Below are 21,123 nucleotides of genomic sequence, written 5' to 3'. Positions count from 1 at the left end.
TAAAAACCAGGACGCGTCGCTTTATGTAGGTTCAAGGATATGTTTGAAGCGCTGCGCCAGGGTTATAAAAGCTACAATTCTATGAATTTATTGAGCTGTACCCTCTAAAACAATTGATAACTTTTCCATCACTTCATCAACAGAAATTAATTGCATAGGTTCTTCACCATGTACATGCTGTCCCCAAACATCTTCAATGCACTTGCTGCCAAGAATTTTTTCTGCAGCTTCAGGATAATGGTTTACAACTAAATGTTGAAAAAGATAAGGACCAGAAATAAGCGGGTTAGTTACCGCGTGTAATGCTACAACTGGGGTGTTTACCGCAGTAGACATATGAGAGGGGCCCGTATCAGGGCAAAGAACTACTGTTGCTTTACTGATAAGTGCCAATAATTGTTTGGGTTTGGTTTTACCGACAAGATTAATTGCAGCAGGAATCGCTTGCGTAATCTGTTCGGCCAACTGTTTATCAAAATCAATTGGTCCTCCCGTAATGATCACCTGTACACTCCATTGTTCTTGCGCTTTTTGCAAAACCTCAATATAACGGGCAACAGGCCAACTACGTTCAGGTTTACTTGCCGCTGGATTCACTACCAAAATGGGACCTTGCTTAGGTAACTGTTGTTCTGCCCATTCATAATCTGCAGAAGAAATAGGTAAATCCCAGCGAATAACACGTTCCTGTATTCCTAAGGCATGGGCAAATTTCAAAAAACCATCCAAGGTATGCTCTAAGCCTGGCGTAATTCGTTCATTGACAAATAAGCCATGTGCATCATTTGCTCGATGCTCATCGTACCCTATTTTTCTTTTTGCTTTGATAAAGGGATAAAGAAAATTCGTTCTGAGACTCGCTTGCGGCGCCAATAACACATCAAAGATACGTCCTTTCATTTGCTTTTTAAAGCGCCAGTAGTCCATAAGACCGTGCGGTTTATCAATTAAAATGAACTCTACTCCATCCATTCCTTCTACCAAATCAAAAGCAGGCCTGGAAATAATCCAAGTCAACTTGGCTTGTGGTAGATTGGCTTGTAACGTTCTAATGAGTGGAACAGCCATTAGAACATCACCTAATGCCGATAAACGTACAATACAAATGGATTTAATCATTCTGTAAAACAAACCGCGAACCACAATAAGGACACACTTCTACTCCGGTTTTTTCAATCGGCAAATAAACCTTAGGATGAGCATTCCATAACACCATATCTTTTGTCGGACAGCTCAGAGGTAATTCATCAAGGTGTACCACATAATTTTTTTTTGTACTCGCTGGTTCTTTTTTTTTGGCTTTTAACATGATGCTCCTTTAAATCTTATTTAATAGGATTATCTAATATTTCCTCAATTTTCGCTATAATCTCTTCGCGAAAAGCCCCATTTTGTGGATCATAATAAAAAGCTTCTCCCCAATGCCTGAGCCAAGTTAATTGACGCTTCGCCAATTGCCGGGTAGCAGCAATCCCTTTATCACGCATTATAGAATAATCATAATCGCCTTGAAGATATTCAAGGGCTTGCCGATACCCCACACAACGCATGGAAGGTAGGTTTATGGTTAAATGCCATTTTTGTTGTAACTGTTTTACTTCTTCAATAAAACCCGCGGCTAACATATGATCAAAACGTTGTGCAATACGTTCATGCAACCACGCTCTTTGCTCTGGAAAGAGAATAAAATTCACAAAATGATAATCTGGCTTTTCCTTATGCTGCTCAAGAAACGCAGACAGGGTCTTACCAGTCACGTAATAGACCTCTAATGCCCGTTGAATTCGTTGTGCATCATGAGCATGAATTCGCGCAGCAGATTCGGGATCAATCTGTACCAATCTTTGATGAAGAACGGGCCACCCCAACAAAGCAGCCTCAGCTTCCAATTGCTGACGTATCGCCGGATTCGCCTCAGGCAAAGCAGATAAGCCTTTTTGTAACGCATTAAAATACATCATCGTTCCTCCGACAAGCAAAGGGATTTTGCCTTTTTTGATGATCGCGTCACACAAAGATAAAGAGTCGGTACAAAATTGAGCAGCAGAATAGGACTCAATCGGATCCTTGATATCAATTAAGTGATGTGGCGCCATGTGCAGCTCCTGAGGAGTTGGTTTGGCAGTTCCTATATTCATATCACGATAAATCATTGCAGAATCAACGCTAATAATTTCAAAAGGATATCGTGCTACTAATTCACAAGCTAAAGCCGTTTTTCCTGAGGCAGTTGGTCCCATCAAACAAAAAATTAATTTAACCATTAAGTATCTCAATTAAAAAACAAGCCTTTCCTTTCATGTAGCCTGGGCGCAGAGCAAAGCATAAGCCAGTGGCCCAATATTCTAACAAACCTGGGGGTTCGTACGCTATACCAGGCTGGGCATAAAGCCTGAATTGTAGATTAGGCGCATTGCAAGAAGATAAATAGTATCCGAGGTATTTCTACAAACTATTGGAGATTAGCATGAGTTTGTATGATTTTGTAGGTATTGATGTAGTGAAAGAAAGTGACGCTACCCAATCCTATTTCTTTACTCTGCTAAACTCTGATTTGCAAGCAGTCTGGCTGCACTTGCTCGTGTTCTCTTTCCACGTTAAGATTGCATTTTTTGCTACTCACTTTTCGACTAAGCTTGATTGTTAAGGATAACACCAATGCCAACAAGGAAACTGTCCGCAGGATTACTCCTCCTTGTTCCGACGCTCTTATCAGCTGGAACCATGGGCCAAATCACCATTTCCCCTGCTTATTCCTGGGTAATAACTCTAAGCGGCGGGCCTGCTTGGGCAGATAATCCGGGCAAATCACAAACACTCTCTTTACAACCTGATGTTTTTAAAAATTATGCCGTGGATAATGCATCAGAGACATTGGGCCTAGGCGGATTATTTATAGGCTTCCAAAAAAATATAAATCCAAGCTGGCTGGGACAACTGGGTTTTGCCATTGAGGCAGTTAGCAAGATCACCGTAAGAGGTGATATTTGGGAAGATGCTGATCCTGATTTTAATAATTACTGGTATCAATATGATATTCGACCTATCCGGATAGCCTTAAAAGGGAAAATTCTGACGGATATCAGATTTTGGGCACTGCCTTATCTTAGTGGTTCTGTAGGAGTCAGTTTTAATCGCGCCTCAGATTACAGCATTATACCAAAGATTCCCGAAGAAATTCCTGCACCTTTCTTTTCTAGCAAAACTGAAACTTCTCTTTCTTATAGCATTGGGGCTGGCTTACAAAAACAATTTCACTCTAATTGGTCAGCTGGTGTGGGTTATGAGTTTGCTGATTGGGGTAGGAGTCAATTAGGCCGAGCTCCTGGGCAAACACTAGGCAATGGCTTATCGGATTCTCATTTATATACCCATACTTTGCAGTTTAACGTTACGTTTATTGCTTAAGGATAAAACCTATGAAACGGATGCTACAGGGCCTTGTCGCTTGTTTTACTTTGCTAATGACCGCCGCTTCGCTTTATGCAGCCCCCCAGCCTAAGTTCACACTCATTCCCACAACCGCGACTACGGTGCAGGTTCCTGCTAATGGTGCTGCTACCCTACAATATCAAGTGAGCAATCAAACCAAAATTACCCGTACTTTAACGATTGTGCCACTACCTGGAGTATTCCAAACAAGTACTCAAGCAGGAAGTTGTCCCAATCCATTCATACTCGCTCCCAAGCAATCTTGTCTGTTAACTTTAACGATTTTAGGTCCCCAGCTGCCACCGGCGGGTATTCATGGCGGACCTGTGGTGTGCAAAACAAAGGGGCCAGGAGATAATAGCCCAGATCCTTTTCTTTGTTCTCAACCCAGCCCCTCGAATCAATTAAACATTACTCGTGTAAGCCCTGCGTTAGCCAATCTTGCGGTCAATCCTTCTGTACTCACCTTAATGGCAGGAAGCGGCATTCCCGGTGTTATTCAAATAACCAATACTTCAACGACAATAACAGCCTTTAATGTTCATGCTTTATTGCCTCCTACCTGGACGGATGTCATTCAAGATGCGAGTAATTGTGTCAGTATTGCCCCAGGCGCCAGTTGTCAGTTGCGCGTGACACCGGGAACTATCCCTCGCCCTCAAAGCACTGTGTTTATCCAGGGGGATAATACCATACAGGCAAGCATTTTGCTTTCCGTAGCCCCTCCACCCAGTGCAGCCATTACGGTCACCGGCTCCCCATTAATCCTCATTAAAAATGGTTCTACACTTGGCCTAACCGTCACGAATACCTCAACGAATGTGACGGCTATCAATGTTCGCGCCCTTCTGCCTGCAACCTGGAATGATGTCATCCAAGATGCCAGTAATTGTGCCAATATTGCCCCAGGCGCTAGCTGTCTATTACGATTTACACCGAGCGGCACAGCCCACCCTCAGATAACCGTGCCTGTACAAGGCTCCAATACCAATACTGTGCCCGTATTAATTGCTGTGAAAACCCTATTAGCTTATATAGCGAATGATTTTGCAAGTGGTACAAATCAGGTTACTCGTTGTGAAGTAGGTATTAATGGTGATTTTCTCAACTGCCTTAATGCAGGAGGGTTTAACAACCCCTTCGATCTGGTTATAAATCCTGCGGGTACTTTGATTTACATTACAAATGCAACCGGAAATAATATAACTAAATGCGAGTTCGATTCAATTGGGGGTTTAGTTAATTGTAATCAAGCAGGCAGCGGATTTAATAGCCCTGAAGGAATTACCCTGAACGCTGCAGGAACTTTTGCATATATCGCTAATACCGCCAGTAGCTCTATATCAAAATGCCAAATTGATGCAGCTGGTAATTTAAGCATCTGTAATTTAACCGCAGTAGGTGCAACTTTTATCGACCCCGTGGATATAATATTCAATTTCGCCCACACAAGAGCGTATGTGAGTAATTTTGGTTCAGGCGAAATAACAAAATGTGATGTTGCTATAAACGGTGAGTTAACATGCAGCCCTACACCTGCTGGAGCCGGTTTTAACACTCCTCTCGGAATTACTTTGAATCAGACAGAAACTCTAGCTTATATAGCGAATCAATTTGGGAACTTTGTCTCTAAATGTGGAGTGAGTTCCAATGGAAACTTAATAAATTGTGTAAACTCCCAAACAATTAATCAACCCCGTTATTTGGTATTTCATCCAACCGAGCCCTTGGTCTATATTACTCAAGCCGTTAATGATACTGTCTCGAAATGCCAAGTAGCTGCGAATGGGGATATCATTAACTGTACCCAAACCGGTTCAGGTATGGATGGCCCTACAGGAATTATTTTCAGTTTAAGATAAGCAAGCTTATCCTGGTTGCTTGCAACTATATGCAGGAGACTCAGTTGTAAGCGCTCAGGTTTTCAGACATGTAATAAATTTTTACAATCTTCGCTCGTCAACACTTTAAATAGTCCTGGTCTTTTGTTTTCCTCATTATATAGTCTAAGGAATAACTCATTTAATTCCATTTTTTCTTCAAGACTTAACAGTCTGGGATCAAATACTTGCGAGCGGTTCATTAATTCAAATAAGGTATTCTGGTTCACTACATCACAAGCAGCAACAGAGTCCAAGAATAAGCGCAAATCTAAATGGGGCATACACAGCGGCATACTGCGAATGACTGCTTCATTATCTCCTAACCATTCCAGATTTATTCCTAATTGTTTGAGACACTGTTCTAACTCCAAAGAACTACTTTGTAATTTCTGGGGAAAGGAATATGGAATCGCTACCAATAAAGGCCTGCTCGCCAAAGGCAATGCCAATTGAGGTATTTGCTCCTGCAGTCTATATTGATGCAGACTCACAACATCAACAACATACGGCTGTTGATGGATGAATGCCAAAATGTATTGGCTATTCAAAATGATCCAGGGTAATTCGGTTTCTAAATTATAAAGACTTTTGCTTGATGCAGCCAATTTAGGGTAGGGCTCATAAACCGCTTGAACCTCTTCATGCCTCGGCTGTTCGAATAATGCATATGCTATCTCTTCATTGAACTCATTTTTTGACTTCAATGCAGCAGTCAATTGTGACGTAAAAAAATCAAAAACCAAGCGAGGCTGCTGAAAGCGCACCTCATGTTTGGTAGGATGTACGTTCACATCTACCTCTGCAGGGTTAATCGTCAAATACAACACACAGGCAGGAAAACGACCAGGATACAATAAGCCATCATATGCCTGCTTAAGTGCCTGGTGAATTAGTCTATCTTTTACCATGCGCTGATTAATATAAACCCACAATCGATCATTCTGACTGCGCTGAAAATTAGGGCTACTTATCCATCCGCCAAGTTTCATTGCACCATGCTCTACATCAAGATAAATTGATTCTTTAACAAAAGTACTACCCAAGATACGGGTCATACGGGTTAAACGAGTTTGTTCATTGGTTGCGGCAGGAAGCGATAAAACCTGTCTCCCATTATGTTTCAGTGTAAGTGCAATACCAGGAGCACTTAAAGCAAAACGTTTCACTACTGTTTCGATTGCTTGAAATTCTAGTTTTTCGCTTTTTAAAAATCGTTTTCGTACCGGTGCATTAAAAAATAAATCAACAACATCTACTGTCGTTCCTGCAGTGCGAGCGCAAGGGGATATTGCTCTTTCTGTACCTTGCACTCGCAGCATCATTGCCGTTTCTTGTTGTTCCGGCTTGGAGCTAATCGTGACTTTTGCTACAGAAGCAATACTGGCTAATGCTTCTCCACGAAAGCCCATACTATCAATTGCATATAAGTCATTAAGTGTACTGATTTTGCTGGTTGCATGTGCAGCAATTGCCAAAGGCAAGTCTTCTGCTACGATGCCAACTCCATTATCACTGATCTTGATTTGATTGAGGCCACCATAACCTATTTCTATAGTAATCGTATCTGCACCTGCATCAAAAGAATTTTCCAGTAGTTCTTTCACTACCGATGCAGGCCGTTCTATTACTTCTCCCGCAGCAATTTGATTTGCTATAAGCGGTGGTAATTGCTGAATTCTTATGCCCATGCCTGAGGAATCACCAATTTTTGACCTGGCTTAAGCCGAGTAATACCGCGTAAATGATTCATGGATTGTAAGGCCCCAATTGAAACATGGTAACGCGCAGCGATAGCAGGTAACGTTTCTCCAGCGCGAACCAAATGGACATTATTGGTTGTCATTGCTTCAATGCGCGATCCGTGAGGGGGATTTTCCCAGAAGTACCCTTTAATGCCTTGAAAAATTGCTTGGCTCAATCGAGCCTGGTAAGCAGGGTTAGTTAAATTTCGTTCCTCTATAGGATTGGAAATAAATCCTGTTTCCACCAAAATTGAAGGAATATCAGCAGACTTCAAAACTACAAACCCAGCTTGCTCCACTTTGTTATTATGCAAACTAGTAAAATTACCGAGCTGATTTAAAACACGCCCACCCATTTGCAAACCTGAATTAATCGTGGCTGTTTGTGATAAATCAATGAGTACAGAGCGAACAACCCCATTCTGATCATCTAAATCACCTAAATTCACTCCGCCTAATTCAGAATAGTTTTCCTTTTCTGCAAGCCAACGTGCTGCTTCACTTGTTGCTCCCCTTTGTGATAAAGCAAATACCGAAGCACCATTTGAATGAGGGTTATTAAATGCATCAGCATGAATGGCAACAAAAACATCTCCATTATATTTTCTGGCAATATCCAGCCGTTGTCGTAAACCCACGTAATAATCTCCCGAACGAGTCAATACTGCACGCATACCAGGCTGTCTGTCGATTAGTTGTTTTAGTTTTAAAGTAATTGCCAATACAACATCCTTTTCTCGGGAATTACGAGGACCTCGAGCGCCAGGGTCTTTGCCCCCATGCCCCGCATCCAAAACCACAATAACATCACGCAGTTTAGTTGGTCTCCTGCTTACTTTAATAGGGTTCTGATTTGTCAAAATAGGACGTGCTTGTTGTTTGGGTTCGGTTTTTGCAGATAATTTAGCCTGTTGTATTTTCGGTGTAGCATATGTCTTCGATACTACAGCAGATTTAGGAATACTTGCGGCAATGGGTGCAACAAGAGGGCCACTATGAACTAAATCAACGCGTATACCTCCAAAAGCGCCGTTAGGTTTCCAAGGAGAGGATCGCAGTTGGACTTTTTGATTCACTTCAAAAACCAATCTTAAGGTTCTAGGTTCAGAATGCCCACTCCGAACTTGTTTTACTAATCCATTAATTAAACCCAATTGATTTAAATCCACAGCAAGTTGTGTTTCCTTTAAGTCCAATACAACCCGACCAGGATGATCCAAAAAAAATAATTTGTGGGTGAATGGTCCATTAATAGATAGAAAAAGTGAGGTTTGGTTACCCTGTTGTTTTAAAACAACAGACTGTAGTTGAGCACTAAATGTTGTAATAGAACAAAGACACATTACAACAAAACACCATGAGCGAAATATCATCTTTCACCTGCCAGGCGAACTAAAATTCTTTTACCCGCTGCACTCAATGCCATAACTTGCATTTCACGTCCAGCCCCTTTAATACCTAACTTAAAACGAATATCTACAGGAGGCAATATTCCTCCAGCATGTTCTGCCCATTCAATACAACAGATACTCTCCTGGGTAAAATAATCTCTGAATCCAATATATTCCAATTCTTCCTCATGGTGTATTCGGTAGAGATCAAAATGGTGTATGGTCAAATGATTGCATGTATAACTTTCTACCAATGAAAAGGTAGGACTTTTGATTGCAGATTGAATGCCTAAATGTTTCAACATAGCGCGAATAATAGTTGTTTTGCCTGCACCCAAATCACCACTAAAGGTCATGATTAAGGAAGGACAAAGGCAAGAAGCCAGATGAGCGGCAAAATTTTCGCTTGCCGTTTCATCTGGTAAATTCAGTGTTATAACCGTATTCGATTCGCTATTTATCATCATTCAGGGTAATTCAAGACATGAGGTAAAACATCAAATAAATCACTGGCCAGTAAACCAGCTCCTCCTATTTTTTTCGCTGACAGATCTCCAGCAACTGCATGCGCCCATACACCACATTGCGCTGCTTCGGATAAAGAAAATCCTTGGGCGCAAAGCCCTCCAATAATACCGCTTAACACGTCACCCATACCAGCACTAGCCATAGCAGGGTTACCCCGAGAACAAACAAACGCATCTTTCTCTGCTGTTTGAATTACGGTTCCAGCCCCCTTCAGTACAACGACTCCCCCGTATTGCTTCTGGATATTTGCTGCCGCCTGATATCTATCTTTCTGAATCAAATCAGTAGTACAAGAGAGCAAACAAGCCGCTTCACCAGGATGAGGGGTTAATATCCAATTATCATCCATCTGTGAGTTTTCGGCTAATAATCTTAAGGCTGATGCATCAATAACCATAGGTAATTGTGATGTAATTGCCATTAAAAACAGGTTAATAGCCCATTCACTTTCTCCCAGGCCAGGGCCAATAATACACACTGTGGCTCGATCTAAAAGCGGCATTAAATCTTTAGCGGTTTCAACAGCACTTACCATAGCCTCGGGGATTAATGGTAAGGCGCTCTTTGCGTGTTCAGGCCATGTTGCAATAGTTACAGAACCTGCGCCTGTTCGCATTGCCGCTTTGGCGGCGAGGCCAATGGCTCCAGGCATCCCTGGCCCTCCACCAATTACCAAAACATGACCATAATTTCCCTTATGTGAATTTTTTTTGCGCCCAGCAAGCGGCAAAGCCAAGGTCTCTGAACTTAAAAGACAGGCAGCAGGAGTCAATTGAGTCACACAGGAATCAAGTTGTAAAGAACAACAGTGTATATCCCCACAATAATCAGGACCATCCGCAGTATACATACCCGATTTCTGGGCAATAAACGTTAACGTGGTATTGGCTTTAACACAAAAATTCTCTACCTTGCCTGTATCTGCGTTAAGGCCCGATGGAATATCCAAAGCTACGACAGGTAGACCACTCATATTGATCTGATTAATTGCCGATACAATAACCCCACGAACAGGTCCTTTCAGCCCTATCCCTAATAAAGCATCAATAACTAATTCTGCTTCACTGTCTAATGGTTCATCTACAGCTTGACATTCAACTCCTGCACTTATAGCCATTAAAGCCGCATGTTGGGCTGCAACAGGAAGGTCGGCCACCGCCTTACATTGGTAAATTGTCACTAATAATCCATGTTCATGTGCTAAACGTGCCACGACATATCCATCACCTGCATTATTTCCGGCGCCACAGTACACAGCAATATGACGAACATGGGGATATAGTTTTGTTATAAGAAAAAATGCCTCTGCTCCAGCACGAGACATAAGTGCATTTTCATCTAATTGATATATAGAAGTAGCCTGTTGCTCACAAGCTCTAATTTGCTCACAACGATAAAGCGCGTTTGTTGGTATGATCACCTTGTGCTCCAAATTTACTATAGCGCCACCACTAAGTTCTATACATTGCAAGCTCGTTCAGTTCAGTCATGTACTTGTGTACACTCCTTCACTTCACTTTACTTGCGCCTTGTCTAGAACTTAGTTGGATGACGCTATATTTCGAACACGTTTCATATATGCAGTCTAGGAAAGGGTGAATCAAACCCGAGTTTCGTCTTCACGCCTTCACCAGGCTACTTCCATTTACTTGACTAACTTTAACGAAGGCTTGCTTTTAGAAGTAGTTGAACCATCAGATTCAGAACCTGATGAGCCAGAAGATGCTGGAGGCGGCTCTTCTTCTTCTTCGATAGCAAAAGCAATACCCCTGCCATTTTCTTTAGCATAGATTTCCAGTACTGATCCTGGCGGAACAAAAATTTGTTCTGTTTTTCCTGAAAAACGCGCAGTAAAGATAATTCGATCATTTTCCAATAAAAGACCGCGTGTTGCTGCCGGAGAAATATTTAACACAATGCGATCATGGTTTACATGTTCTCTCGGCACCTGTACACCCGTATATGCTGCATTAACCATGATATAAGGAGTTAATTCGTTATCTACTATCCAATCATAGGCAGCGCGAATTAAATAAGGTTTGTTTGATGTCATTGTCATTATTTATGCCGCTCTTAGTTGTCGCTCAGCATCAGTCAAACTTGCTTGAAACGATTCACGTTTGAACAAGCGCTGCATGTAAGCAATTATTCCTTTAAACTCCGGTGCAATTTCAATTCCCAATCGAGGCAAGCGCCACAACAAAGGTGCTAATGCACAATCCAATAAAGAAAACTCATCACTTAAAAAATAAGATTTATCTGCAAATACAGGATCAAGCGCGGTAATGCTTTCGAATAAATTTGTCCTGGCATGTTCTGCATTATCATCTTTTAAAATGCGATTCATTAAATAATACCAATCATGTTCTATCCTGTGCATCATTTTTCGTGTTTCAGCACGAGCAACAGGGTAGACAGGCAACAATGGAGGATGAGGAAATCGCTCATCTAAATATTCCATAATAATACGTGGTTCATAAAGCACAAGTTCTCTATCAATTAAAGTAGGAACGGTCCCATATGGATTAACGGATAACAGATCAGCGCTGGGATCTACCTGTTTGGCAGTAAGAATTTCTACATTTACCCCTTTTTCAGCCAACACAATCCGAACCTGATGGCTGTAAACATCATCTGTATCGGAAAATAATGACATTATAGTGCGCTTCGCAACAATTGCCATGAGCAACTCCTATTTAATTCAACTATAACAAAAGTAAGTACAAACACACAAAACCTGCACTTTACCACATTTTTACCTTTTTGGGTTACTTTATGCCGTTTTTTCGCCAATAAACTCTCTTTAACCCGAGAACAACAAGAAATAAAACAAATAAAAAGCTAACAACATACAATCCTATCCGGTATCTTATTGACTGCATTGGCTCGCCAACATATGCAAGAAAACTAACCAAATCGTGTAACTCGTTATTAAACTGATCTTTGGGTAGTTCATGATTCAACGTTTCTAAAATATTGGGCATAGCCACACCCGGGACAAGGCGGTTATTCGTACCAAAAGGCCTAGCATCATCTCGATAAAAGCCATTTAAATAACTATAGAGCCATTCGGTTCCTTTTTCTCGAGCAACTAAAGATAAATCCGGGGGTACTATTCCAAACCACTGTTTTGCATCTTCGGGCGGCAAAGCAATGCGAATCGGATCATTAACTGTTGCTTGCGTAAAAATCAGATTATTTTTTAATAAATCTTCATTTATTCGACCATCAAATCTTGTTATGCCTAATCCTTTGGCCATGTGATTATAACGCAAATAGTTCAAGGAGTGGCAACCAGAGCAATAATTCATAAATAGTCTAGCGCCTCTTTGCAGGCTTGCCTTATCTTGTACATCAACTTCTGCTGAATGGGCCAGTACAACTGAATTTAGAAGTAAGCTAAAAAAACATAAAGACAAGTAAAAAGACACTCCTTTCATGCGCATTATTCCCCTCCTAAGCGTGAAGGTACTGCGCGCGGCTTTTCAAAACGAGTATAAAAAGGCATCAACAAAAAATAGGCAAAATACAATATAGTACAGATACGTGCTAAAAACAAACGCACAGGAGTTACAGGAATTGTCCCCAAATAACCTAATAGTACAAAAGCTACGCCCACTAGAAACAACATACTTCGGGAATAATTTCCTTTGTAACGAATGGAGCGAACAGGACTACGATCAAGCCAAGGTAGAAAGAAAAGAACTAATAAAGCGAATCCCATACACACCACCCCTAATAGTTTATCAGGGATCGCTCGCAATATGGCGTAAAATGGAGCCATATACCACATTGGAGCAATATGATCCGGAGTGATTAAAGGATTCGCCGGGACAAAATTATTATGCTCTAAAAAGTACCCCCCCATTTCAGGAGCGAAAAACACAATTGCAAAAAAGAGGGTGAGGAAAGCAATCACCATGACTAGGTCTTTAACTATGTAGTAAGGATGAAAAGGAATCCCATCTAAAGGCTTTCCTTTTTCATCCAGCTTATTTTTGATTTCAATCCCATCCGGATTATTAGAACCTACCTTATGTAGGGCAACCACATGCAAGAAGACCAGAAAAAATAGTAAGAATGGAAGGGCAATAACATGCAAAGCAAAAAAACGTTGTAAGGTGGCATTGCCCACTGTGTAATCACCTCTTAACCAAATAACAAGATGTTCACCAATATATGGAATAGCACTTAACAATGAAGTGATTACTTCGGCTCCCCAATAGGACATTTGCCCCCAAGGCAACAAATAACCAAAAAATGCGCCAGCTAATAGCACGATGTAGAGCAACATCCCCAAAAGCCAAACCAGCTCCCGTGGCTTTTGGTACGAGCCATAAAGTAGGCCGCGAAACATATGTAAATAAATAACAATAAAGAATGCAGAGGCACCTGTTGAATGCATATACCGAAATAACCAACCAAAATTAACATCGCGCATTATGTATTCTATGGACGAAAAAGCCTGTTTAGCGCTTGGGGTATAAAACATAGTCAGCCACAAACCTGTAATGAATTGATTAACTAAAACCACAAGAGCTAATGAACCAAAAAAGTAAAAAAAATTTAAATTTTTTGGTAGGTAATAGGCACTGAAATAATTTTTCCAGGTGCTCATCAACGGAAAGCGCGCATCGAGCCATTTGAGGAGTTTATTCATTTAATCGAGCCTTTTTCTGTTACCTATCATAAATTGCATCCAGGCTATATATTATGCGACATGGAATTTATGCTTTATCCTCGCCAATCACAATAGTTTGCTTATCGATAAAATAATATGGGGGTACTTCCATATTAATCGGTGCAGGGACATCTTTAAAAACCCTGCCAGAAAGATCAAAAGTAGAACCATGGCAAGGACAGAAAAATCCACCAGGCCAATCAGGTCCTAAATCGCCAAGATGGGGTTTGTATTTTGGCGAGCAGCCTAGGTGAGTACAGATGCCTATAAGTACTAAATATTCTGGGTTAATCGATCGGTGGTTATTTTTTGCATAGGAAGGTTGCTGTCTTGTCAGCGAATTCGGATCGCGTAACCTTGAGGAATACGTAGTTAAGCGTTGCAACATTTCTTCAGTTCGTCGAATTATCCATACAGGTTTTCCACGCCACTCAACAACTACCAGATTACCTGGTTCCAGTTTACTTAAATCAACTTGCACTGGCGCACCTTCGGCTTGAGCTTTGGCACTGGGCAACCAAGAAGCAACGAAGGGAGTTAAAGCACATAGAGCACCTACCCCTCCTAATACACAAGTTGTAGTTAACAAAAAACGACGACGATCTTCATCTACCAGATCGTTTTTATCCTGCTCAGGATCAGTAATTTGATTCACCATATCGTTTGCTATGCATGTATGTAGCCTGGGTGCAGCGAAGCGAAACCAGGGAAATCTAGTTTTATCTAGATCACAATCCCGGGTTTCGCTTCGCTGCACCCAGGCTACGTAAAACAAAAAACCCCGCATCGGCGGGGTTTTTTGACCAATATACGATTAACGTTTTGAGTATTGAGTTGCACGACGTGCTTTGTGCAAGCCCACTTTCTTTCTTTCAACACGACGTGAATCACGTGTTAATAAGCCACGTGCACGCAGTCTTCTACGGACTGAATTTGGATTGGGCTCAGCATCTTCCGCCAATCCTTTTTCATCATAAGCAACTAATGCTCTTGCGATACCCAAACGTACAGCACCTGCCTGGCCAGAAATTCCACCGCCAGAAACCGTAACATAAACATCAAATTTATTAACAAGTTCAACGGTTTCTAATGGCTGCATCACAACCATGCAAGAAGTTTCACGACAAAAATATTCCTGTAAAGTACGGCCGTTTACCTTGATCTCGCCTTTACCCGGACGTAAAAACACACGAGCTGTTGAACTTTTTCTACGGCCAGTGCCGTAGTATTGCTTCACTTCAGCCATAATACTTATTCCTCAATATCAAGTTGCTTGGGTTGCTGTGCAGTATGTGGATGTTCGTTGCCGACATATACTTTTAGCTTACGATACATCTCTCTACCTAAAGGATTCTTTGGTAACATGCCTTTAACAGCAAGTTCGATAATTCTAACAGGATTTCTGGCCTGTAATTTTTCAAAACTATCTGATTTTATTCCACCAGGATATCCGGTGTGACGATAGTACATCTTGTTGGTAAACTTACGACCGGTTACAATAACTTTTTCCGCATTTGTAACAACAATGTAGTCGCCTGTATCAACATGGGGGGTATACTCAGCTTTATGTTTGCCACGTAAACGACGAGCAATTTCAGTTGCTAAGCGACCCAAAACTTTATCGCTGGCATCAACTACTAACCAATCACGTTTGACTTCGTGGCTTTTGGCACTAAATGTCTTCATTAAATGAACTCCGAACCGCCTAAATTTGGTAATCTTCTATCATGGACGGGCGATTTTAACCAAAACAGAAACATCCTACAAGTAAAAAGGATAAAAATTTATAAACAATTATTAAATCCGCGTAAATATATCAAATTTCAAACAAGAATCATAATAATTTTTTACTTCATTATCGTCCTGCGCAGCGACTGAATCTTATACACATCGCTGAAAAACACGGCTCTACCCCGCGATTTGTCCGCGGATAGACCACATAGGCAGAGACGTGTTCTAGAGACAGGTACAGCAACGAAGCAGAAACCAAGGGAAACGTTACTATAGAAAACCAGGGATTCTCTTCGTTGGTTCAGATTACAATCTTATTGATCATTCTTGATCAATAAGTAACTGCTCGGCAACCCTGCCAGAAATCAAATGTCTTTCTATAATTTCATCAATATCAGCAAAGGAGGAATAAGAGTACCACACACCTTCAGGATAAATCACGATGCATGGACCCGAACTACAACGTCCTAGACAACCTGATTTACTCACACGAACTTTACCTGGACCATGCATTTCCAGTTCTAAGAGCCGCGACTTCATATAATCAAAATAAATTTCACCGCCAGAATTGGCGCAGCATTGCTTGCCTGCAGCCTTTTGATTGGTGCATATCAGAACATGTTTATTGTAATAAGCCAACGGTTACTTTCCTATAGATTCAATTTTTGTCTTTAATTTCAAACCAGGTTTAAACGTTACAACTCTCCTGGCTACTACAGGAATTTCCTCTCCTGTCTTAGGATTCCTACCCGGCCTTTGTGGCTTGTCCCTTAATGTAAAATTACCAAAACCAGATAATTTTACATGATGTCCATGCTCAAGAGCATGCCGCAATTCCTCAAAAAAATTTTCGACCATTTCTTTTGATGCGGGTTTAGACAATTTTAATTCATCACACAAGGTTTCTGCCATTATTGCTTTGCTCAGTGCATTCACGATTATTCCCTCAATATGATTGAAAATTTATTTTCTAACGTATTGATTATAGCACTAATTAGAGAATTAATCTCCGCATCCACCAAAGTGCGGCTTTCATCTTGCAAAGTCATGGCAACTGCAAGGCTTTTCTTCCCATGTGGAACCCCTTCCCCGGTATACACATCAAATACATCAAAAGATTTTAACCAATTTTCTTTTACAGTTGAGCGAACAACGGATTCAATTTGCATCACGCTGATATCAACATCAACTAAAAACGATAAATCTCGACGTATTTGCGGATATTTTGAAATTGTTTTATAGCGTGGCGCTTCGTCTCCGATTAATGCTGCTAAATTTATTTCAAACAATAAAACATCTTCTTGCAAATCCAATGCGTCTACCAAACGCGGATGGAGCATACCTACCCATCCTGCAACGACTCCATTAATCTTTATCTGGGCTGATTGTCCAGGATGTAACGCATCATGTGCCGCAGCTGTGAATTCAACCTGCTTTAATTTGAGTGAAGCAAATAGTGATTGAAGATCACCTTTCAAATCAAAAAAATCAAAAACCCGGGTAGGCTCACTCCAATTAGCACTTCCTTGTTCTCCCATCAACAAACCCGCAACACAAGGACGTTCGATGAGATGCCCCTTGTTAACATCAAATACTACGCCAATTTCAAAGAACTTAACTGCATTTTGCTGACGATGAACATTATAAATCATTGAGGCGATCAATCCTGGCCACATCCCTGCACGCATTTGTGATAATTCTGAAGAAATGGGGTTTAGCAATTGCATAAACTCTTTATGAGGATAAAGCTCGTGTTGTAATTCCGGATCAACAAAGCTGTAGCTAATTGTTTCGTGATAGCCTCTGTTGCTGAACCAACGCGAAAGCTTTGTCGCAATTTCTTCATTTCCGCATGCTTTTCCTGGCTGCACAAATGTATACGTAGGTTGAGCCTGTAAATTATCATAACCGTAAAGGCGGATGATTTCTTCCACTAAATCCACATCTTGCTGGATGTCAAAGCGATGAGAAGGAATCGTAACATCAAGGAAATTATTTCGTTCTTTTCCAATAACAATGCCAAGTCCTTCCAATAAACTCTTCATTTCTTGCAAGGAAATATCAAGTCCGGTTAATTTTTTAACTTTATCTGTATCAAAAGCAAAACTTACCGTTGCGGGTAGATATTTTTGGTCTTGAGCTTCAATAACGGGTCCAGGTTTCCCACCTGCAATTTCTAAAATTAACGCAGTAGCTCGTTCTAGAGCTTTTATCTGCAAGCATGGATCCACTCCTCGCTCAAAGCGTTGTGACGAATCACTGAATAAGCCAAACTTTCTTGCAACCCCCGCAATGACAATCGGATTAAAATAAGCACTTTCCAAAAATACGTCTTGTGTATGCGCCTGTACCGAGCTCGCCTCTCCCCCCATAATACCAGCCATTGCCAAGGGTTTTTCTTTGTCGGCAATAACCAATACTTTTTCATTTAAAGTCAATTCTTGACCATCAAGCAGCTCCAACTGTTCTTGGGAATTACTAAAACGCACTTTAATGTCACCTTTGATTGTTGCTAAATCAAAAGCATGCATAGGTTGCCCCAATTCGAGCATTACATAATTCATAACATCCACAACAGGATGCAATGTGCGAATACCACTTCGACGCAAGCGCTCACTCATCCACAAAGGCGTATTGGCCTTAGGATTTATATTACGGATCACTCGGCCGCAATAACGCGGGCAAGCCTCTGTATGTTTCAACTCAATGGTCAATACATCATCAATGCTAGGAGTCACCTCTGAAATATTTTTTTCCGCTAAGGGGAGTTTATTTAAAACAGCTACTTCGCGGGCAATACCTAAAACACTAAAACAATCGGCTCGATTAGGGGTTAAATCAATATCAAAAACATGGTCATCAAGAGTTAAATACTTACGTAAATCCATTCCCACAGGTGCATCACTTTCCAACTCCATAATACCTTCGGATTGCTCAGCCATTCCCAATTCACTTACAGAGCACAGCATTCCTTGGGACAGCTCACCACGTAATTTAGATTCTTTAATATTAAAACCACCTGGCAAATGCGCTCCAATCATTGCTAAGGCAACCTTTAATCCAGGCCTTACATTAGAAGCCCCACAAACAATTTGCAGCGGCTTATCGGTATTTGCATTCACTTGGCATAAGGTTAATTTATCCGCGTTAGGATGGGGTTTGGTACTAAGAACTTCAGCAACGATTACATGAGTAAACTCCCCTGCTACTGGACTCACCGCATCTACTTCAAGGCCGGCCATAGTCAGTTGCTTTGCTAATTCTTGTTCAGTTAATGAGAAATTCACCCATTCACGTAACCATAATTTACTTAATTTCATTTATAGTCCTTACCACCTTATTAAACTATTTATTGAACTCTGTAGACAGCGCCCATCTATTGAACTTCAATACTGAATACACTCAACCAGCGACATTTCTTAAAATTGACTTAAAAAAGTAAGATCATTTTCAAACATCATACGTAAATCATCTATTCCGTAATACAACATTGCCAGTCTATCCATGCCCATACCAAATGCCCAACCTTGATACTCATCTGGAGAAATGTTTACCGCTTTAAGTACATTAGGATGCACCATGCCGCAACCTAAAACTTCAAGCCATCCGGTAAACTTACAGGAGCGGCACCCTTGACCACTGCATTGTGTACACTCAATATCTACCTCTGCGGAAGGCTCCGTAAAAGGGAAATAGGATGGTCTAAACCGCAATGCTAATTTGCGACCGAAAAAATCGGCAAAAAGATCTTCGAGCAATCCTTTTAAACTTGCTAAAGTAGCCTGTTTATCAATCAACAAACCTTCTACTTGATGGAACATGGGTGTGTGGGTCAAATCTGAATCACAACGATAGACCCGTCCAGGCGCAATTAAGCGGAAAGGCGGTTTACGTTGCTCCATAGTACGAATTTGTACAGGTGAGGTATGGGTTCGCAATAATCGGCCATCACCAAAATAGAAAGTATCATGCATTGCACGTGCAGGATGATGCCCAGGAATATTTAAAGCCTCAAAATTATAAAATTCAGTTTCTATTTCCGGGCCATCGACAATATCAAAGCCCATGCGACTAAAAAACTCATTAATTCGGTGCTTCACCTGCGTCACTGGATGCAGTGAACCACTTTCTTTCTTACGTCCTGGAAGGGTGACATCGATACGTTCTGCGGAGAGTTTTTCTAATAATTGCTTTTCTTTGAGTTCAAACATTTTCGTTTCAATCAATGTACTGATTTCACGTTTTGACTGATTTACTAATTGACCTACTTTAGGTTTTTCTTCGGCGGATAGATATGCAAGGCTTTTCAAAATTTCCGTTAGCTTACCTTTCTTGCCTAAAAAATCAACGCGAATTGATTCCAATTCAGATACATCTTGTGCATTCTTAATTGCTTCAGAAGCCTGCTCTTGTATGGTGATGATATCCTGCATAATTATACCCACAAGTAAAAAGGAGGCCGCAGCCTCCTTAAAATAAATTTCATCTTTATCTAGCGTTCTTAACGAGCTTGGCCTGGGTGAAGGGTAGCAGACCCCGATCCCGGTTCTGCTACCCTTCACCCAAGCTACCTTTAATAAAGATTATTTTGCTAATGCAGCTTTAGCTTGTTCAGCAATTGCAGCAAAAGCTACTTTGTCATGAACAGCCAGATCAGCCAATACTTTTCTATCCAGTTCAATTGATGCTTTTTTCAATCCATCAATTAAACGGCTGTATGATAATCCGCACTCACGAGCTTGTGCATTAATACGCGTAATCCACAATGCACGAAACTGACGTTTTTTCTGGCGTCGATCACGATAAGCATATTGACCTGCTTTAATTACTGCTTGTTTTGCCATGCGGTAGGTACGACTACGGGCTCCGTAATAACCTTTTGCTTGGTCTAAAACTTTCTTGTGACGTGCTTTCGCTGTCACACCACGTTTAACTCTTGGCATTCTTCATTCCCCCCTTAACTACCGTGCAACATACGTTCTGCCAAACGCGCATCGCATGGCTTCAAAGTTCCGGCTTCTACACGCAAATGTCGTTTTGCTTTGGTAGACTTTTTGGTGAGGATATGATTTCTATAAGCACCGCGACGTTTAATCGCGCCACTTGCTGTCTTACGGAAGCGTTTAGATGCTCCGCGATGTGACTTTAACTTCGGCATAACAATGTACTCCGCATTTATTTCAGCTACTTAGTTTTTTTGGGTGACAATACCATCAGTAATTGTCTTCCTTCGCGTTTCGCTTGCTGTTCTACAACAGCAAATTCAGCAGTATCCTGCTGTAAACGCTCAAGAATCTTCATACCGAGTTCTTGATGCGCCATTTCACGGCCACGAAAACGTAGCGTGATTTTGACTTTATCACCATGATTTAGGAAACGGATCAGGTTGCGTAGCTTGACCTGATAATCTCCATCTTCCGTCGTAGGACGGAATTTTAATTCTTTGACCTGAATTTGCTTCTGCTTTTTCTTTGCTTCATTTTGCTTTTTACTCAGTTCAAAGAGAAACTTGCCATAATCCATAATTCGGCATACAGGAGGCTTGGCTGTTGGTGATATTTCCACCAGATCCAACCCACTTTCTTCCGCTGCACGTAGCGCTTCACGTGTAGAGACAATTCCTGCCTGGTTACCATCGACATCAATTAAGCGTACCTCAGGTACATTGATCTGTTCATTAATTCGTGCGCGATCATTTTCACGCTTAGTTGGTGCACTAATGGTTTAACCCCCCC

Annotated in this window: 24 protein-coding genes; 3 read left to right on the top strand and 21 right to left on the bottom strand. The window is 41.2% G+C overall.

Features of this window, described 5'->3' with window-relative positions:
- Positions 1 to 87 precede the first annotated feature (87 nt).
- Genes LXO92_RS03935 through miaA form a run of 3 tightly spaced genes read right to left on the bottom strand, consistent with a single transcriptional unit; the run spans position 88 to position 2,264 of the window.
- On the bottom strand, positions 88 to 1,119 hold the full coding sequence (locus LXO92_RS03935; RefSeq protein WP_182351427.1) for a glycosyltransferase family 9 protein: 1,032 nt from the start codon (positions 1,117 to 1,119) through the stop codon (positions 88 to 90).
- Positions 1,112 to 1,309 (bottom strand): zinc-finger domain-containing protein, encoded by a 198-nt coding sequence (locus LXO92_RS03930; protein WP_182351426.1) that lies wholly within the window; start codon positions 1,307 to 1,309, stop codon positions 1,112 to 1,114. Before LXO92_RS03930 ends, LXO92_RS03935 begins: the two co-directional genes overlap by 8 nt.
- 16 nt (positions 1,310 to 1,325) lie before the next feature.
- Positions 1,326 to 2,264: a tRNA (adenosine(37)-N6)-dimethylallyltransferase MiaA gene (gene miaA, locus LXO92_RS03925; RefSeq protein WP_232890420.1), complete on the bottom strand. Its 939-nt coding sequence runs from the start codon at positions 2,262 to 2,264 to the stop codon at positions 1,326 to 1,328.
- A 203-nt stretch (positions 2,265 to 2,467) separates the two neighbouring features.
- Between miaA and LXO92_RS03920 the strand changes: the two genes are divergently transcribed.
- Genes LXO92_RS03920 through LXO92_RS03910 form a run of 3 tightly spaced genes read left to right on the top strand, consistent with a single transcriptional unit; the run spans position 2,468 to position 5,294 of the window.
- A complete protein-coding gene (locus LXO92_RS03920; protein WP_182351424.1) occupies positions 2,468 to 2,647 on the top strand; it encodes a hypothetical protein in 180 nt (59 codons plus the stop codon).
- Positions 2,648 to 2,658: 11 nt separating this feature from the next.
- Positions 2,659 to 3,408, top strand: coding sequence for an outer membrane protein (locus tag LXO92_RS03915; RefSeq protein ID WP_232890419.1), 750 nt, complete (start codon positions 2,659 to 2,661; stop codon positions 3,406 to 3,408).
- 11 nt (positions 3,409 to 3,419) lie between these two features.
- Complete coding sequence (locus LXO92_RS03910; protein WP_232890418.1) at positions 3,420 to 5,294, top strand: NHL repeat-containing protein; 1,875 nt, start codon at positions 3,420 to 3,422, stop codon at positions 5,292 to 5,294.
- A 62-nt stretch (positions 5,295 to 5,356) separates the two neighbouring features.
- On the opposite strand, the gene mutL is transcribed toward LXO92_RS03910, so the two are convergent.
- The 18 genes from mutL to infC form a co-directional block, all read right to left on the bottom strand.
- On the bottom strand, positions 5,357 to 7,003 hold the full coding sequence (gene mutL / locus LXO92_RS03905) for a DNA mismatch repair endonuclease MutL (protein WP_232890417.1): 1,647 nt from the start codon (positions 7,001 to 7,003) through the stop codon (positions 5,357 to 5,359).
- Entirely contained in the window at positions 6,994 to 8,430 is a 1,437-nt protein-coding gene (locus LXO92_RS03900; RefSeq protein WP_182351421.1) for an N-acetylmuramoyl-L-alanine amidase, read from the bottom strand. Before LXO92_RS03900 ends, mutL begins: the two co-directional genes overlap by 10 nt.
- Entirely contained in the window at positions 8,427 to 8,912 is a 486-nt protein-coding gene (gene tsaE, locus LXO92_RS03895; RefSeq protein WP_370529197.1) for a tRNA (adenosine(37)-N6)-threonylcarbamoyltransferase complex ATPase subunit type 1 TsaE, read from the bottom strand. The genes LXO92_RS03900 and tsaE overlap by 4 nt, the downstream gene beginning before the upstream one ends.
- A complete protein-coding gene (locus tag LXO92_RS03890; RefSeq protein ID WP_370529172.1) occupies positions 8,912 to 10,396 on the bottom strand; it encodes an NAD(P)H-hydrate dehydratase in 1,485 nt (494 codons plus the stop codon). The genes tsaE and LXO92_RS03890 overlap by 1 nt, the downstream gene beginning before the upstream one ends.
- A 225-nt stretch (positions 10,397 to 10,621) precedes the next feature.
- Positions 10,622 to 11,035 carry a ClpXP protease specificity-enhancing factor gene (locus LXO92_RS03885; protein WP_182351419.1) on the bottom strand — a complete coding sequence of 138 codons (414 nt, stop codon included), beginning with the start codon at positions 11,033 to 11,035 and terminating at the stop codon, positions 10,622 to 10,624.
- 3 nt (positions 11,036 to 11,038) lie between these two features.
- Complete coding sequence (sspA, locus tag LXO92_RS03880) at positions 11,039 to 11,659, bottom strand: stringent starvation protein SspA (RefSeq protein WP_182351418.1); 621 nt, start codon at positions 11,657 to 11,659, stop codon at positions 11,039 to 11,041.
- A gap of 85 nt (positions 11,660 to 11,744) precedes the next feature.
- A complete protein-coding gene (locus tag LXO92_RS03875; RefSeq protein ID WP_232890416.1) occupies positions 11,745 to 12,422 on the bottom strand; it encodes a cytochrome c1 in 678 nt (225 codons plus the stop codon).
- A complete protein-coding gene (locus LXO92_RS03870; protein ID WP_232890415.1) occupies positions 12,422 to 13,636 on the bottom strand; it encodes a cytochrome b in 1,215 nt (404 codons plus the stop codon). The genes LXO92_RS03875 and LXO92_RS03870 overlap by 1 nt, the downstream gene beginning before the upstream one ends.
- Positions 13,637 to 13,703: 67 nt before the next feature.
- A complete protein-coding gene (petA, locus tag LXO92_RS03865) occupies positions 13,704 to 14,315 on the bottom strand; it encodes a ubiquinol-cytochrome c reductase iron-sulfur subunit (RefSeq protein WP_182351415.1) in 612 nt (203 codons plus the stop codon).
- A gap of 156 nt (positions 14,316 to 14,471) precedes the next feature.
- Positions 14,472 to 14,903 (bottom strand): 30S ribosomal protein S9, encoded by a 432-nt coding sequence (rpsI, locus tag LXO92_RS03860; protein WP_182351414.1) that lies wholly within the window; start codon positions 14,901 to 14,903, stop codon positions 14,472 to 14,474.
- A gap of 5 nt (positions 14,904 to 14,908) precedes the next feature.
- Positions 14,909 to 15,343 carry a 50S ribosomal protein L13 gene (gene rplM / locus LXO92_RS03855; RefSeq protein ID WP_182351413.1) on the bottom strand — a complete coding sequence of 145 codons (435 nt, stop codon included), beginning with the start codon at positions 15,341 to 15,343 and terminating at the stop codon, positions 14,909 to 14,911.
- Between the two features lie 366 nt (positions 15,344 to 15,709).
- Positions 15,710 to 16,027, bottom strand: a complete 318-nt coding sequence (locus tag LXO92_RS03850) for a (2Fe-2S) ferredoxin domain-containing protein (RefSeq protein ID WP_182351412.1) — start codon at positions 16,025 to 16,027, stop codon at positions 15,710 to 15,712.
- A gap of 3 nt (positions 16,028 to 16,030) precedes the next feature.
- Positions 16,031 to 16,324 carry an integration host factor subunit alpha gene (locus tag LXO92_RS03845; RefSeq protein ID WP_019234608.1) on the bottom strand — a complete coding sequence of 98 codons (294 nt, stop codon included), beginning with the start codon at positions 16,322 to 16,324 and terminating at the stop codon, positions 16,031 to 16,033.
- A 2-nt stretch (positions 16,325 to 16,326) separates the two neighbouring features.
- Positions 16,327 to 18,708 (bottom strand): phenylalanine--tRNA ligase subunit beta, encoded by a 2,382-nt coding sequence (gene pheT / locus LXO92_RS03840; protein ID WP_232890414.1) that lies wholly within the window; start codon positions 18,706 to 18,708, stop codon positions 16,327 to 16,329.
- A gap of 99 nt (positions 18,709 to 18,807) precedes the next feature.
- Positions 18,808 to 19,821, bottom strand: coding sequence for a phenylalanine--tRNA ligase subunit alpha (gene pheS, locus LXO92_RS03835; RefSeq protein WP_182351410.1), 1,014 nt, complete (start codon positions 19,819 to 19,821; stop codon positions 18,808 to 18,810).
- Positions 19,822 to 19,971: 150 nt separating this feature from the next.
- Positions 19,972 to 20,331, bottom strand: coding sequence for a 50S ribosomal protein L20 (rplT, locus tag LXO92_RS03830; RefSeq protein ID WP_019234611.1), 360 nt, complete (start codon positions 20,329 to 20,331; stop codon positions 19,972 to 19,974).
- 14 nt (positions 20,332 to 20,345) lie between these two features.
- Positions 20,346 to 20,546 (bottom strand): 50S ribosomal protein L35, encoded by a 201-nt coding sequence (gene rpmI, locus LXO92_RS03825; protein WP_019234612.1) that lies wholly within the window; start codon positions 20,544 to 20,546, stop codon positions 20,346 to 20,348.
- Between the two features lie 26 nt (positions 20,547 to 20,572).
- Positions 20,573 to 21,109, bottom strand: coding sequence for a translation initiation factor IF-3 (gene infC, locus LXO92_RS03820; protein WP_182352718.1), 537 nt, complete (start codon positions 21,107 to 21,109; stop codon positions 20,573 to 20,575).
- Between the last annotated feature and the right edge of the window lie 14 nt (positions 21,110 to 21,123).

The organism is Legionella resiliens (assembly GCF_021344005.1).
Classification (GTDB): Bacteria; Pseudomonadota; Gammaproteobacteria; order Legionellales; family Legionellaceae; genus Legionella; species Legionella resiliens.
This window is presented reverse-complemented; position numbering and strand designations above follow the sequence as displayed.